Origin of the sequence: Rhodococcus spongiicola (genome assembly GCF_004011835.1) — a bacterium.
Classification (GTDB): domain Bacteria; phylum Actinomycetota; class Actinomycetes; order Mycobacteriales; family Mycobacteriaceae; genus Prescottella; species Prescottella spongiicola.
In genome coordinates, this window is record NZ_RKLN01000006.1 from 157,033 (window position 1) to 172,324 (window position 15,292).

The 15,292-nt window shown below is 66.3% G+C and carries 11 protein-coding genes and 2 pseudogenes; 5 read left to right on the forward strand and 8 right to left on the reverse strand.

Annotation, left to right across the window (positions count from 1 at the left end; genetic code table 11):
- The first annotated feature begins 70 nt into the window (after window positions 1–70).
- Together EF834_RS16300 and fadD5 are read left to right on the forward strand one after the other, a co-directional pair.
- Window positions 71–1,213 (forward strand): acyl-CoA dehydrogenase family protein, encoded by a 1,143-nt coding sequence (locus EF834_RS16300; RefSeq protein ID WP_127948270.1) that lies wholly within the window; start codon window positions 71–73, stop codon window positions 1,211–1,213.
- Window positions 1,214–1,337: 124 nt separating this feature from the next.
- Window positions 1,338–2,948, forward strand: a complete 1,611-nt coding sequence (gene fadD5 / locus EF834_RS16305; protein WP_127948271.1) for a fatty-acid--CoA ligase FadD5 — start codon at window positions 1,338–1,340, stop codon at window positions 2,946–2,948.
- A gap of 264 nt (window positions 2,949–3,212) precedes the next feature.
- Here fadD5 and EF834_RS18545 read toward each other — a convergent pair.
- The 5 genes and pseudogenes from EF834_RS18545 to EF834_RS16330 all read right to left on the reverse strand — a co-directional run.
- Window positions 3,213–3,346, reverse strand: a pseudogene (locus EF834_RS18545) (glutamine amidotransferase); the annotation flags it as partial.
- Between the two features lie 342 nt (window positions 3,347–3,688).
- Window positions 3,689–4,192: pseudogene (locus EF834_RS16315) on the reverse strand (type 1 glutamine amidotransferase); the annotation flags it as partial.
- A 301-nt stretch (window positions 4,193–4,493) separates the two neighbouring features.
- Window positions 4,494–5,207 (reverse strand): type 1 glutamine amidotransferase, encoded by a 714-nt coding sequence (locus tag EF834_RS16320; RefSeq protein WP_127948272.1) that lies wholly within the window; start codon window positions 5,205–5,207, stop codon window positions 4,494–4,496.
- Window positions 5,200–6,438, reverse strand: coding sequence for a Mur ligase family protein (locus tag EF834_RS16325; RefSeq protein ID WP_127948273.1), 1,239 nt, complete (start codon window positions 6,436–6,438; stop codon window positions 5,200–5,202). Before EF834_RS16325 ends, EF834_RS16320 begins: the two co-directional genes overlap by 8 nt.
- Window positions 6,439–6,653: 215 nt before the next feature.
- Entirely contained in the window at window positions 6,654–7,037 is a 384-nt protein-coding gene (locus EF834_RS16330) for an SHOCT domain-containing protein (protein ID WP_127948360.1), read from the reverse strand.
- 173 nt (window positions 7,038–7,210) lie between these two features.
- Here EF834_RS16330 and EF834_RS16335 point away from each other — a divergent pair, with 173 nt between their 5' ends.
- Both EF834_RS16335 and EF834_RS16340 read left to right on the forward strand, forming a co-directional pair.
- Complete coding sequence (locus tag EF834_RS16335) at window positions 7,211–9,103, forward strand: alkyl/aryl-sulfatase (RefSeq protein ID WP_127948274.1); 1,893 nt, start codon at window positions 7,211–7,213, stop codon at window positions 9,101–9,103.
- A gap of 65 nt (window positions 9,104–9,168) precedes the next feature.
- Window positions 9,169–9,603, forward strand: a complete 435-nt coding sequence (locus tag EF834_RS16340; RefSeq protein WP_408014527.1) for a hypothetical protein — start codon at window positions 9,169–9,171, stop codon at window positions 9,601–9,603.
- A gap of 109 nt (window positions 9,604–9,712) precedes the next feature.
- Here the strand turns inward: EF834_RS16340 and leuA are convergent, their stop codons facing one another.
- A complete protein-coding gene (gene leuA / locus EF834_RS16345; RefSeq protein ID WP_127948275.1) occupies window positions 9,713–11,521 on the reverse strand; it encodes a 2-isopropylmalate synthase in 1,809 nt (602 codons plus the stop codon).
- Window positions 11,522–11,747: 226 nt separating this feature from the next.
- On the opposite strand from leuA, the gene EF834_RS16350 reads away from it, so the two are divergent.
- Window positions 11,748–12,104: a hypothetical protein gene (locus tag EF834_RS16350; RefSeq protein ID WP_127948276.1), complete on the forward strand. Its 357-nt coding sequence runs from the start codon at window positions 11,748–11,750 to the stop codon at window positions 12,102–12,104.
- Window positions 12,105–12,114: 10 nt separating this feature from the next.
- Here the strand turns inward: EF834_RS16350 and EF834_RS16355 are convergent, their stop codons facing one another.
- On the reverse strand, window positions 12,115–12,348 hold the full coding sequence (locus EF834_RS16355) for a hypothetical protein (RefSeq protein WP_127948277.1): 234 nt from the start codon (window positions 12,346–12,348) through the stop codon (window positions 12,115–12,117).
- Window positions 12,349–12,550: 202 nt separating this feature from the next.
- Complete coding sequence (locus tag EF834_RS16360) at window positions 12,551–15,208, reverse strand: LuxR C-terminal-related transcriptional regulator (RefSeq protein ID WP_235871259.1); 2,658 nt, start codon at window positions 15,206–15,208, stop codon at window positions 12,551–12,553.
- Window positions 15,209–15,292: the final 84 nt, after the last annotated feature.

The following is a 15,292-nucleotide window of genomic DNA, read 5'->3' on the forward strand; positions in this document are numbered from 1 at the left end:
CCGGGATTCCAGTCGATCTGAGGATCCCCGGGAACTGCTCACTCGGCTCTTCGTAGGCAGGAGTGTATCGATGACCATCGATTTCACCCCCGAGCAGCGGGACTTTGCGCGCGCGGTCGCCGCATTCTGTCGCAAAGAATGCGGAACCCGTGAGCAACGCGACGCCCTCACCGGCCACGGCAAGCACAGCCACAACCAGGCCCTATATCTGAAGATGGCCGAACTCGGCTGGCTCGGGATCACGGTCCCCGAGGAATACGGCGGCTCCGGCGGCACGGCGGTCGACATGTGCATCCTGCTCGAACAGGTCACCCGCGGCATGGCACCGATCGGGGGACTAGGAACGACGCTCATCACCGGCGCGGCGTACGAGAAGTTCGGCACCGAGGCGCAGAAGCGGACCGTGCTCGGCGGCATCGTCCGTGGCGCGTCGGAATCCATCTCGATGTCGGAGCCCGAGGCCGGCTCCGACGTCGGCAACCTCAGTTGCCGGGCCGAGAAGATCTCCGGCGGCTGGCTGATCAACGGCCAGAAGACGTGGTGCTCCAACGCCCACTTCGCCGAGAACATTCTGCTGGTGGCCCGGACCGACCGCACCGGCGCCAAGCACGAGGGCCTGACGATGCTCCACCTGCCGACCGACACGCCGGGGCTGAAGATCAGCGCTATCGAAACGATGGGCGGCAGGGAGGTCAACGACCTCTACCTCACCGACGTTCGCCTGCCCGACGAGGCCGTGATCGGAGCTGTGGGCAACGGCTGGACCCAGTTGATGACCGGGTTGAACATCGAACGGCTCATCATCGGTGCGATGATGCTCGGCACCGCACAGCGGGCGTTCGACGACGCACTCGAATTCATCACGCAGCGAAAGCAGTTCGGGCGGCCGGTGGGTACCTTCCAGGTACTCCGGCACCGGGTCGCGGACCTCGCCACCGAGATCGAGTGCACCCGGCTGCTCGTCTACAACACGGCCAGGCTGGTCGACGCGAACCCGTCGAAGCTGTTCCCGCGTGAGGCGTCGATGGTCAAGCTCAAGGCGACCGAGACAGCGAAGAAGGTGGCGCTCGAGGGCATGCAGATGATGGGCGGCTACGGATACGCCACCGAGTTCGACATGGAGGGGCACGTCCGAAGGACGCTGGTCTCGTCGATCTACGGCGGTACCAACGAGATTCAGCGCGACATCATCGGCAAAACGTTCGGGTTGTAGGGGCCGTCACGGCTAATTGATCGATCCGGACCCGAAAACGCGCAAAAAGTGTAATCTGCCTCACATCGATCCGCGGGTTCGGTGAATTCGGGAGGACCCGCACCGCGTGAGAGAGGAACCCTCGATGGTCACTTCCGCCGCCGTCCCTGCCAGTTTGCTCGAGGCTCAGCGGTCCCGTCGCAACAACTGGAACAGCCAGGTCGCGCGGCACGCGCAGATGATCCCGGACCGGATCGCCCTGCGGTTTCAAGGTGCGTCCGTCACGTGGTCCACGCTGCACACCAGGGTCGAGAAGTTCGCCGACGCCCTCTCGCGTCGTGGCGTCGGTTTCGGCGACCGTGTCCTGATCCTCATGCTCAACCGTCCCGAGTATCTCGAGGTGGTCCTCGCGACCAACGTTCTCGGTGCGATCGCCGTTCCGGTGAACTTCCGAATGACGGTCCCCGAGGTTGCATTCCTGGTGCGCGACAGTGGCGCTCGGGCGGTGGTGGCGGACACGACGCTGGCGCCGCTCGCCGCCGGGGTGCGCTCCGAGGTCGGCGGGCCCGAGCTGTCGATCGTCGTCGGCGGCCCAGCCGACGGAGACGTTTCCGGCGACGCCCTCGGCTACGAGGATCTCATCGCCGAGGTGGGGGCCACGCGTCCCGGGATCGACGTCCCCGACGACACACCAGCGCTGATCATGTACACGTCCGGCACAACGGGACGTCCGAAGGGAGCTGTGCTTACGCACAGCAACATGGCGGCGCAGGCGCTCACCTGCATCCGGGCCTTCCAGTTGAACCGCACGGACGACATCGGGTTCTGTGCGTCGCCGATGTTCCACATCGCCGCGCTGGGAGCGATGACACCGAACCTCATGCTCGGGCTCACGACGGTGATCTACCCGGTCGGGGCGTTCGACCCGAACGCGCTGCTGGACGTGCTCGAGGAGGAGCAGGCCACCACGGTGTTCTTGGTTCCGGTCCAGTGGCAGGCGGTATGCGCGGCGCAGCAGGCACAGCCGCGAAAGCTGAAGCTGCGCGTCATCTCCTGGGGTGCGGCGCCGGCATCGGACACCGTGCTCCGGGCCATGGCCGAGACCTTCCCGGACGCGGCGAACGTCGCGGTGTTCGGGCAGACCGAGATGTCGCCGGTCACGTGTGTGCTCGATGGGGAGGACGCTCTTCGCAAGCTCGGTTCGGTAGGACGTGTGCTTCCGACCGTGCTGGCCCGTGTCGTCGACGACGACATGAACGACGTCGCACCGGGTGAGGTGGGCGAGATCGTCTACAGGGGTCCCACGACGATGCTCGAATACTGGCAGAACCCTGAGGCCACTGCGGAGGCGTTCCACGGCGGGTGGTTCCATTCGGGCGACCTGGTACGCGTGGACGACGAAGGGTTCGTCTACGTGGTCGATCGCAAAAAGGACATGATCATCTCGGGTGGTGAGAACATCTACTGCGCCGAGGTCGAGAATGTCCTCTTCTCCCACCCGAAGGTTCTCGAGGCCGCGGTGATCGGGCGACCGGATCCCCGGTGGGGTGAGGTCCCGGTCGCGGTCGTCGCCCTGCGGCCCGATGCCGGTGGTGACCTCGCTCTCGAGGAGTTGCAGCCGCTGCTCGACGAAACGCTCGCACGGTACAAGCACCCGAAGGCGGTGATCCACGTGGATTCCCTGCCGCGCAATGCGAGTGGCAAGGTCCTCAAGGGAGAGTTGCGAGGCGGAGCCAGCGCTGTCGTGCAGGGTTGACCACACCCTCAGGGGTGGCATCGAGTGCTCGAGGGCCCCGCTAGATGAGCTCGAGTAACGAGCCGGGCATCTCTGGAATGAACCGGTCACAACTCGGAAAATTCGCGCTCGAGACGTTGCGGGGGCCGCGCGCGGGCGTACTATCAATGGTGCGGATCAAGTGAGTAGTCGGTAACGGTGAAAAGCTTGTGATGCAGAGATGCGGCCGGTAATGCGAAAGCAATACCGGCCACACCCCTGTTTGGGGCCTTTCGGCCTCGAAGATCAGCGCCTCCGCAGTCGCTCGCGGCGCAGCAGATCCACCTCTGGCAGATCCAGCGGCGGCAGTTCTGCGATACCTAACCCTGTGTCACACCCTCGAGGCCGTTGCTCACGCCGTCGCCGACACCGTGCGCCACCCCCTACCGGTCTGGCGCCGGGGGCGGAGAGTCGCGTGTCGCCCACGCTCGAGCGCCCCGGTGGATGAGTTCTGGTAGGCACCGGGGCATGTCTGGTATGAACCGGTCACAACTCGGAAAATTCGCGTCCGAAATATTGCGGGGGCCGCCCGCGAGCGTATTATCAATGGTGCGGATCGAGTCAGCAGTCGCTAACGGTGAAAAGCTCGTGAAGCAAGGATGCGGAGCAAGTGAGTAGACCAGTCGGGTGAAAAGCTTGTGACGCAGAGATGCGGCCGGTAATGCAAAAGCATTCCCGGCCATATCCCTGTTTGGGACGTTTTCTAAAAGGCGTGCCCGGGGTCAGCGCACCCGCAGCCGCTCGCGGCGCAGCAGATCCACCTCGGGCAGATCCAGCGGCGGCAGTTCTGCGACACCGAGCGCTCGCTTCAACAGCAGGTCGGCGAGTTCCGGGTTCCGCGCCAGGACGGGACCGTGCATGTAGGTGCCGATCACCGAACCCTGCGTCACACCCTCGAGCCCATCGCCGACGCCGTTGCCCACACCGTGCGTCACCCGCCCGACCGGCGTGGCATCGGGGCCGAGAGTAGTTCCGCCCCGGTGGTTTTCGAATCCGGACAGCGGTGCGGTGAGGCCGTCGAGCAGCGGTGTGGTGATGACCTCGCCGATCGATCGCGTCTCCTGCGGGGACGTGGTGGCGTCGAGCATCGACACCCCGTCGACGCGCTCACCGCTCGAGGTCTCGTACCAGTGCCCGAGTACCTGGATCGCCGCGCAGATCGCCAACACCGGCGCACCCCGCTCCGCTGCCCTCTGAAGTCCGGGGTAGGTCTTCAGGTGCCGGGTGGTTGGCTCGAGCGCCCCGGTGGATGAGTTCTGGTAGGCACCGGGGCATGTCTGGTATGAACCGGTCACAACTCGGAAAATTCGCGTCCGAAATATTGCGGGGGCCGCCCGCGAGCGTATTATCAATGGTGCGGATCGAGTCAGCAGTCGCTAACGGTGAAAAGCTCGTGAAGCAAGGATGCGGAGCAAGTGAGTAGACCAGTCGGGTGAAAAGCTTGTGACGCAGAGATGCGGCCGGTAATGCAAAAGCATTCCCGGCCATATCCCTGTTTGGGACGTTTTCTAAAAGGCGTGCCCGGGGTCAGCGCACCCGCAGCCGCTCGCGGCGCAGCAGATCCACCTCGGGCAGATCCAGCGGCGGCAGTTCTGCGACACCGAGCGCTCGCTTCAACAGCAGGTCGGCGAGTTCCGGGTTCCGCGCCAGGACGGGACCGTGCATGTAGGTGCCGATCACCGAACCCTGCGTCACACCCTCGAGCCCATCGCCGACGCCGTTGCCCACACCGTGCGTCACCCGCCCGACCGGCGTGGCATCGGGGCCGAGAGTAGTTCCGCCCCGGTGGTTTTCGAATCCGGACAGCGGTGCGGTGAGGCCGTCGAGCAGCGGTGTGGTGATGACCTCGCCGATCGATCGCGTCTCCTGCGGGGACGTGGTGGCGTCGAGCATCGACACCCCGTCGACGCGCTCACCGCTCGAGGTCTCGTACCAGTGCCCGAGTACCTGGATCGCCGCACAGATCGCCAACACAGGCGCACCCCGCTCCGCTGCCCTCTGGAGTCCTGGGTAGGTCTTCAGGTGCCGGGTGGCCAGGCGCTGCGCGGAGTCCTCCGCCCCACCGAGCGCATACAGGTCCAGCGACTCGGGTACCGGGTCGCTGAGGGTGATGTCGACGATCTCGGCGTCGTAGCCGCGCATGCGCAGACGCTGACGCAGGACCAAGGCGTTGCCGCCGTCGCCGTAGGTGCCCATGACGTCGGGCAGGACGAGGCCGATGCGGACCGTGGACTCAGACATCGCGCTTGTTCTCCTTGGCGATTGCGGTGTTGAGGTCACGGAAAGCCGTGTAATTGGCCAGCACCTCGACGCGTCCGGGTGGGCACGACGCGATCGCGCGCATCGGATCGTGCTCGAGGGTGTGCTCGACGCCCGCGTACGTCAACCGGACGGCGAGGTCGGTGCCCCGTTCGCCCGCAGCGACCACCTTGACGCCCTCGAAGTGCTCGAACCGCACGTCCCACAGCCACGACAGGTCCTCCCCGTCGGGCACTTGGCCGTTGACGGCGATCACGAGGCCGTCGACGCTGTGGTCGATCATCGACAGGGCCTCCTGCCAGCCGGCCGGGTTCTTCGCGAGCAGCAGGTGCACGGCGTGCGGTCCCACCTGGACGGTGCTGTAGCGGCCGGCGACCTCGTCGACGGCCGATGCGGCGGCGACGGCGTCCTCCGCCTTCGCGCCCATCGCCACGGCCGCAGCGACGGCCTGCGCCGCGTTGCCACGGTTGGCCTTGCCCGGCAGCGTCAGTTTCATCGGGATCACGAGCCCGCCCGGGCCGTGGAGATTGTCGTCGTCGACCCACCAGTCGGGCGTGGGGCGCGCGAAGTCCGACCCAGTGCTGCGCCAGTTCGGCCCGTCCCACACGATCGGTTCTCCGGTACGCGGGCAGCTCACGGAGTCACTCGCCCAACCACCGCCGGCGGCGACCCACACCACGTTCTCGCAGTCATAGGCGACGGAGGTCACCAGCACGTCGTCGCAGTTCGCGACCACGATCGCTTCCGGGTGCCGCTCGAGTCCGGCGCGAAGCTTGCGCTCGATCATGTTTATCTCGCCGACCCGGTCCAGCTGGTCGCGGCTCAGGTTCAGCAGCACGACGACCTCGGGGTCCACGGCGTCGCACACATGCGGGACGTGCAGTTCGTCGACCTCGAGCGCGGCGAGCGGCGCGTCGACGCGGGCGGTGAGCGCGGCGACGATGCCCGCGTCCATGTTGGCGCCGTCGGTTTGCGTGGCCACTTCGCCGAGTGTCGAGAGAGCCGCCGCGGTCATCCGGTTCGTGGTGGACTTGCCGTTGGTGCCGGTCACCACCACCGTCCGGCGACCGTGGCCGAGCTGCTGCAACAGTGTCGGATCGATCTTCAGCGCGATCAGGCCGCCGATCATCGAGCCCTTACCGCGTCCTGCCTTCTGCGAGGCCCACGCGGCTGCGGCGGCCGCCCGCAACGCGAGCCGGCCCCGAAGTGTCATCCGAGGGGTCGTCCGAGTGCTTGTTCCCACGTGATGAGTTTTCCACAGGCCGCTGCGTGAAGCCGTGCCGCGTTGCGGCCGTCACGTCCGGAAACGACGGTGCCGCGCTCCCGATGGGAGCACGGCACCGTGATTGATCCTGCAACGACGCGGGTGGTGCGACTCAGCCCGCGCCGCGGGAGGTGCGACTCAGCCCGCGCCGCGGGAGGTGCGACTCAGTCGCCCAGCGCCTTGGCCTTGAGTGCAGCGAACTCGTCCTGCGTGATGGTGCCCGCATCGAGCAGTGCCTTGGCATCGGCGATCTGCTCCGCGCCGGACTTTCCGCTGGCAACCTGGCGGATGTAGGCGTCCTGCGCGTCCTGCACCTCCCGGGCCGCCCGGATCGAGCGCTTCGTCATGTCATCACCCTTGACGATCAGGTAGATCAGCGCCGTGATGAACGGGAGGATGATCAGGAAGACCACCCAGATCGCCTTCACCCAGCCAGAGGTCTTGTGGTCCCGAAACAGGTCGGTGATGATCGAGAACAGCAGGATCAGGTACGCGATGAACGCGAAGCTGACGAGAATAACCCAGAGAAAATCCCAGAAAGAGTCCATCGGTGGCTCCATTCACGTGTTTCCGTAGCGGGTGCACCTGACTTTGGCACAATCTGTGGCCCAATTTGGTCATTCTGGGCCGCTGAAATCCAAGTCGCAACGAACATTCCGTGAACCGGCCATGATTGACGGGCACGACCAGCGTGGACGACCTTGCGATAGGGGACTTGACCATGACTGTTCCGGCAGATGCCACACCGGAGATCGCAACGGCCAATGTGCGATTCGCCGAGACCCTGCCCGATGGGGACGATGTAGACGCCCAGCGGGGGTTCATCGCGACCCTGACCCCGGGTGTCGTCCGAGCAGCAGACGGAACCGTCGTGTGGGACAACGACGCCTATTCGTTCCTCGACGGTGAGTGCCCGCCCACGGTGAATCCGAGCCTGTGGCGGCAGGGCGGCCTCTGTGCCAAGCAGGGGCTGTTCGAGGTGTGCGAGGGGATCTACCAGGTTCGTGGACTGGACCTTTCGAACATGACGCTCGTCGAGGGCGACACCGGGGTCATCGTGATCGACCCGCTGATCTCCACCGAGACCGCCGCGGCGGCGCTTGGGCTGTATCGTGCGCACCGCGGCGACCGTCCGGTTACCGCGGTCATCTACACCCATTCGCACGCTGACCATTTCGGCGGTGTCAAGGGCGTAGTCGACGTCGCATCCGTCGAGGCTGGACGTTGTCCAGTGATCGCACCGGCCGGCCTCGTCGAACACGCGGTCGCCGAGCATGTCTACGCCGGTACCGCTATGGCACGGCGGGCCGCTTACATGTACGGGGCGGCGTTGCCGCGCGGTCCTCGGGGATCGGTGGGCGCGGGCCTCGGTCAGACGACGTCGACGGGGACGGTCTCGCTCATCTCGCCGACACTGTCCATCGAGCACACAGGGCACACGGAGGTAATCGACGGGGTCAGGATCGTGTTCCAGTTGACACCAGGCACCGAGGCACCGTCGGAAATGAACTTCCACTTCCCTGACCGCCGCGCTCTGTGTATGGCGGAAAACGCCACTCACACCCAGCACAACTTGCTCACGCTGCGTGGGGCACTCGTGCGGGATCCGCACGTATGGGCGCACTATCTCACCGAAGCGATCAATCGGTACGCGGTCGACTCGGACGTGCTGTTCGCGTCGCACCACTGGCCCACATGGGGGACCGAGCGCCTCACCGAGTACCTCGCACAGCAGCGTGACCTCTACGCGTACTTGCACGACCAGACGGTGCGTCGGATGAACCAGGGCTGCACCGGAATCGAGATCGCCGAGGAGATGATGCTCCCGCCGGCGCTCGCGCAGGCGTGGCACGTGCGGGGCTACTACGGTTCCGTCAGCCACAACGTCAAGGCGATCTACCAGCGCTACATGGGGTGGTTCGACGGCAACCCGGCCCACCTGTGGGAGCATCCGCCCGTCGAATCGGCGAAACGGCACGTCGAGTTCATGGGCGGCGCCGACGAGGTGCTTCGGAAGGCACGGAAGTCTTTCGCGGACGGTGATTTCCGGTGGGTTGCCCAGGTAGTGAATTACGTCGTATTCGCCGACCCCGCCAACGTCGAGGCGAAGGAGCTGCAGGCCCAGACACTCGAGCAGCTCGGGTACGGAGCCGAGAACGGCACGTGGCGTAACTTCTACCTGACTGGCGCGATGGAACTGCGCGACGGGCCGGTCGGCACCCCTACCGACGTCGCGTCGGCCGACGTGGCGCGGGAGTTGTCTGTCGAGCAACTGTTCGACGCGGTTTCTTTGCGCGTCGACGGGCCCAGGGCCTGGGACGCCCGGATGGTGATCGACTGGGACATCGCCGACGAGGCTCGGGTGCACCGGATGGAGCTGCGCAACGGCGTGCTCGTGCACTGGGATCTCGATGGCACCCGGTCCGCGCCCGAACCGGATGCGCGATTCACGCTCACCCGCTCGCTGCTGCTGGGCGTCCTGCAGGGTGCGGTCGATCTGTCCATGGCCATCGCCGACGGGAGCGTCGACGCGCAGGGCGACTTGGCCAAGCTGGTGGAGTTCGTCGGCTACCTCGACCGCCCGGATCCGGGCTTCGCGATCGTCACGCCGTGACGGCGGATGACGCAACCGACCTGCGGGGTTCGTCGAGGCGAGTGCGACCGAGGAGGGGAGGGAAGGTGGCCGATTCTACGAGGTCGTCAGGTGTGTCCTGGGCGGGGATGGCGGATTGGCTGGTCGAATCGCTGGCCGACAAGCCGGTGGCCTTCATGCTCGAGATGGGTCCGAGCGGATACCGCACGCGCGACGAACTCGACGAGATCGTGTGCGCGCAGATCGTTGTGCTCGCGGACGAGGTGTTGATGCTCCGTCGGTCCCGCGCGTTCCTCGAACAGTTGACCTTGGCCGACTACTCGACCAACGGGCTGATCCTGGAACGCTGGTTCTTCGACGACCACTTCGAGGACTGCACCGACGGCTACCTCTTCACCCGCGACGCCAGGCTGGTCGCCGACACCTGCGTCGCCTGGTTCCGAGACGAGTGGGGGGCCGAATCCACCGACGACCTCGGCTGCGATTACCGCTTCCCGGACGAGTTGCCGGGCCATATATAGCCGGGCCACCCATAGACAATGGGCGCAATAGTCTGAGCGCCCATTCCCTGCGCCGGGTCGCGGAAACCCGCTCCGGAGGCGAAGGAATGGGCGCTCAGGCCGAAGGCGGTCAGTGCGCCCGGTTGACGGCCGACACGACGGCGCGCAGGGACGCGGTGGTGATGGAGGTAGCGATGCCGACACCCCATACGACCTTGCTGCTGCCGTCCGGCAGGGTCACCGCGCACTCGACGTACGCCGCGGCCTTCGCGTCGTCACCGGCGGACATCGCGTGCTCGGAGTAGTCCAGGACGCGGACGTCGAAGCCGACATTGCCGAGGGCGTCGACGAACGCGGCCAGCGGTCCGTTGCCGGAGCCGGAGATCTCCTGCTCTACGTCATTCACCTTGACGACCGCAGTGATCGCGTCGATCCCGCCGTCCACCTCGGCCGCCGTCACCTTCTGACGCATCCGCTCGAGCGGGACGATCGGGGCCAGGTACTCCTCGGAGAAGACGTCCCACATCTCCTTCGGCGAAACCTCGCCGCCCTCGCCGTCGGTGATCTTCTGGACGGCCTGCGAGAACTCGATCTGCAGGCGCCGCGGCAACGCCAGGCCGTGGTCGGCCTTCATGATGTAGGCGACGCCACCCTTGCCGGACTGCGAGTTCACGCGGATGACGGCCTCGTACGTGCGGCCCACGTCCTTGGGGTCGATCGGCAGGTAGGGGACCTCCCAGACGATGTCGTCGACCGCGGCGTCCTGGTCGTCCGCCGCGAACTTCATCGCGTCCAGACCCTTGTTGATCGCGTCCTGGTGGCTGCCGGAGAACGCGGTGTAGACCAGGTCGCCGCCGTACGGGTGACGCTCGTGGACCGGTAGTTGGTTGCAGTACTCGACCGTGCGCCGGATCTCGTCGATGTTGGAGAAGTCGATCTGCGGGTCGATGCCGCGGGTGAACATGTTCAGGCCCAGCGTCACGAGGCAAACGTTGCCGGTGCGCTCACCGTTGCCGAACAGGCAGCCTTCGATGCGGTCGGCACCGGCCTGGTAGCCCAGCTCGGCGGCCGCGACACCGGTGCCGCGGTCGTTGTGCGGGTGCAGCGACAGGATGATGCTGTCGCGCTGGGCCAGGTTGCGGTGCATCCACTCGATCGAGTCCGCGTACACGTTGGGCGTCGCCATCTCGACCGTTGCCGGCAGGTTGATGATCACCGGGTTCTCCGGCGTGCCACCCAGGGTCGCGACGACCGCGTCGCACACCTCCTTGGCGTACGACAGTTCGGTTCCGGTGTACGACTCCGGCGAGTACTCCCAGCGCCAGTTGGTGTCAGGGTGATTCTTCGCCTCCTCGACCACCAACGCAGCGGCGTCGGTGGCGATCTTCTTGACCGTGTCCTTGTCGGCGCGGAACACGACCCGGCGCTGCAGGATCGACGTCGAGTTGTAGAAGTGCACGATCGCGTTCCTCGCACCAGCGCACGCCTCGAAGGTGCGTTTGATCAGCTCGGGGCGTGACTGGGTGAGCACCTGGATGGTGACGTCATCGGGAATGGCGTTTTCCTCGATGATCTCGCGGACGAAATCGAAGTCCGTCTGGCTCGCGGACGGGAATCCGACCTCGATCTCCTTGTATCCCATCCGGACCAGAAGCTCGAACATGCGGCGCTTGCGGGCCGGGCTCATCGGGTCGATCAGCGCCTGGTTGCCGTCGCGCAGGTCCACCGCGCACCACTGCGGGGCGCGGTCGATCACCTCGTCGGGCCAGGTGCGATCCGGCAGGGATACGTGCTCGACCTCTTCGCCGAACGACCTGTAGCGGAAGGTCGGCATCGACGAGTTCTTCTGCGTGTTCCAGGCTGGCTGGTCGGCAGGCGACGGCTTGGATGGCGGCGTGATGGTGCGAGATCCGGCAGTGAAGGCGTCAGCGGGGGACATGGGATTGCTCTCCAGGTTTGAGTGTGGACTGCACGAGTCCGACAACGGAGTCGACCGGCGCACGAGAAAACCCGCGACGGGAGGCCAGTCTGGATCAGACCCCGCCGCGGCACCCAAGAAGGAGCGCGCGCTGCATACGTAGCACTGTACCCCGGTGTCCGGGGGGCAGGTGAGGAGTGGGGCGCAAATTTACCCCTATGGGGGTGGTGCGTGATCAACTGTGCGCATGACAGCACAGCTCGAAGCGGCCCGAACGTATGTGGCCGCGCTGCTCAGCCACGACGGCGATTCCGTACCCTACGCGCCGACCGCGGTGCGTTACGAGATGGGCATCAAGACGGGTCGATCCGGAAACCACTTGCGGCGCAGCCTCTCGCGAGGTCCCCAGTTCCGGGTCATCCGCGCCATCCGCGACGAGAACTACAGGGTGGAGGGCGACGAGGTGGTGGCCGACTACCTGATCGACGCCGGCCTGTTCGGCCGCACGCTGGTCACCGCGCATGTTCACGAGACGTTCCTGATTCCGGCCGCCGACCCGCGCATTCACCGGATCGACGCCAAGATCAGGCTGGTCGGTCGCTAGTCACCATCGCTCAGTCCGGAAGTCGGCGCATCTCGACGAGGCTGAGGCCGAGGGCGTCGAAACGGGCGAGCATGCCGCGCAGCTCGGTGTTGTCGCGGACAGGCCCGTACAGCGTGGTGTGGGCGTGAGCCGTCTCCGAGACCTGCAGCTCCGGGAAGGCCGCGAGCACCCGCTCGGATAGTTCGCCGCCGACGAGGAAGGCATACCGCACAGTGGTGGGTCGGCCCGGGTCGGAAGTAGCCATGACTTCTCCCTGTGGTTCTCTGTATTGCCGAGCAGCGCCGTTGCCTATCAGCGCAGTCGCCGAGCAGAGCCGTCGCTGAGCAGAGCCGTCGCCGGGTGCGCTTGCCAGATGCTCGTACCCGTCCATCGAGGATCTCGCGGCGGGCCCGCGGACGCTTCACCCGTCGATGGTGAACCTCACCCGGTGATGGTGGGTCGGAGGCTCACAGCAGCCCGTGGCTACGTGCCGCGGTGACGGCGTCACGCCGGGTGGTCACACCGAGCTTGCGGTAGATGCCACGCAGGTGTGTCTTGACGGTGTTGACGGACACGCACAGGTCGGCCGCGATCTCCTCGGCTGTACGCCACGTGGGCAGTTCCGCAAGGAGTTGAAGTTCACGCCGGGTGAGTTTCTCGGTCGTGGCGACGGCCGTCTTCGGGAGCGAAGCCCACACCCGATCCGCGAAGGATCCGCGGGACCCGAACCTGCCGCGGCTGGCCGACAACAGTTCCCGGCTGGCCGATGGCATGTAGTGGAAGGGCCTGAGCACCCCCTCGGGTTCGGCGAGCCGCAACGCCTCTCCCAGTGCGTCGTGGATGCGGGCGTCGTGGAAGCGGCGTCGGGAAAGTTCGGCCTCCACGAGCCAAGCAGTCACCATGTTGGTCGCCGCGGCACACGGCAGGTTGCCCTCGAGGACCGGACGCAACGCGGCCCGGGCCCGCTCGAGCTGATTGGCGTACAGGAGCAGGACCGATTCGAGGAGCGCGACGTCACCGGATTGGCCCAGCACGGCCGCAGCGGAGGTGAACAGCTCGCGGGCCCAGGTCGTCTCTCCGATGTGAAGGTATGCGAATTGGATCGATGGGAGCGTGACCGCGATCAGCCCAGGTGGTCGGTGGGCGGCCCTTCCGGACGTGGTGGCCGCGTGCAGGGCTGATACCGCTGCACGGCGGTTCGGGGCGGTGTCGAGGCCGAACAGTTCAGCCGCGACCGCGATTTCGTGCGTGGCCGATGCGTTGGATGCGTATGGGGCACCCGCGACTTCGACGGCCCGCTCGGTGTCGTTGCGCAAGTAGTGGCAGAAGGCCTCGAGTAGGGATGTCCATTGGCTGTCCGCCGACTGGTTGGCCACCTGCAAGAATGGATGGCCATTCGTCGCCCCGGAGCGGCCCGCCGCGGCTGTCTTGGATTGGCGGCTCGCGGCTGCTTTGGATTGGCGGCTCGCGGCTGCTTTGGATCGGCCGCTCGCGGCCAGCAGCAGTGCGTCGTCGAGCAGGCCCCGGCTCAATGCGACGACGCCGAGTGCCGTCGAGGTCTGGGCCTCGATGCTCGGCGAATTGATCTCACGCGCGTGCGTGCGCGCCCGGTCGAGGTTGTGCTCCGCGCGTCCGAGACGGCCGAGGTGCAGGTGACCGAGTCCGCGCTGAAGGGCAGCGAAGGCGTCCAGGTGGGGATCGCCCGACCAGTCGCCATCCGCTGCCACCGGACGTGTGCGAGCGTACTCGAGGTCGCCGGTGTGCACGGCAAGCTGCAGACGCAGTGTGTCTGCGAGGAGTGTTGTCCGGAAAGCACTCTCGTCGCCGCCATGGTCGTCGAAGGTACCGCCATGGTCGTCGAACGTACTGAGGAGCGACCCCGCGATGGTGGGGTTGTCGGCGCGCAGATGCGCGGCCACGCGGACGAGTCGGGCGATCGGCCGGTCCCGGATCGGGCGGGGGGCGTCCGCGAGGAGCCGGCCGACGGTCTCGGCGTGACCGTCGAGGACGAGTGCCAGACCCGAGTCCGACAGCACCGATTCGACGTCGGACACGGCGTCGGCTGCAATGCCGTGCTCGAGGGCCGGCAGCGCGTCACCGAGTCGGGCGTACCAGCGCGCAGTGACGTGTTCGAGTTCCGCGACCGCCTGCCGACCCAGCAGACCGATCTCGGCGCGCAGATAGCTGCGCAGCAGCGGGTGGTACCGGAACTGGGTGGGGGAGGTCTCGATCCTGCTGATCAGAAAGTTTCGGTGTTCGAGCACGTCGATGATCGCGTGAGCGTCGGCGCGCCCGGTGAGTTCCTCAGCGAGCGCGGCGGAGAACGTGGCCGGCACGGACGTCTTGACGAGGAACTGCCGGACCTCCTCGCTCTGACCGTCGAGGACCTGCTCCATCAGGTAATCGGCGACCGCTCGCTGGCACCCCGTGAAGTTCTCGAGGAGCGATGCCGGATCGTCATGCTCCGCGAGTGACATGCCCGCGAGTCGCAGACCGGCGGCCCAGCCCTCGGTGCGTTCCATCAGCGCCGACAGGTTGTCGGGATCGAGTTCGACATCGTGTTCGGCCAGCAAGGCCGTGGCTTCCTCGGGGGTGAAGGCGAGGTCGTCGAAGGTCACGTCCACCATTCGGCCGTCGAGGCGCAGCTTCTGGAATGCGAGTGGAGGTTCGAAGCGCCCGCACACCACCACTCGCACGCGTTCCGGTGGGGCCCGCAGGAGCACCTCCAGCTCCGAGAGCACGACCGGGTCGTGTAACAGGTGCGCATCGTCGAGGATCAGCCAGACAGGCTCGGTCAATTCCGTCAGTCTGCTCGCGAGGGGGAACGGTTGTACGGGTGTCGGATTCGCGATCTGTTCGCAGATCTCCCGGACCTGGTGATGCTCCGTTCCCCGAAGGGCCTGGACGAGTTTGGATTGCAGCGACGGTCGTTCGTTGTCCTGCTCGTCGACGGTGGCCCAGGCGATCGCTGGACGGCCGGGTTGCGCACGCGTGCGGTGCGCCCAGTCCGCGAGAAACGTCGTCTTTCCCGCGCCGGCCGGGGCGCAGACCAGGACCACGGATGTCCCGTGATCGGAGTCGGCCAAAGCGCGATCCAGCGTTTCGAACAGGCGGGTGCGGGGCACGACACGATCGCTGCGGAACACCGGAATCTTAGCGCTCGCAGCGAAACTTCCGTTCTGCGCGATCGACACCCGAGATGCCTCCCA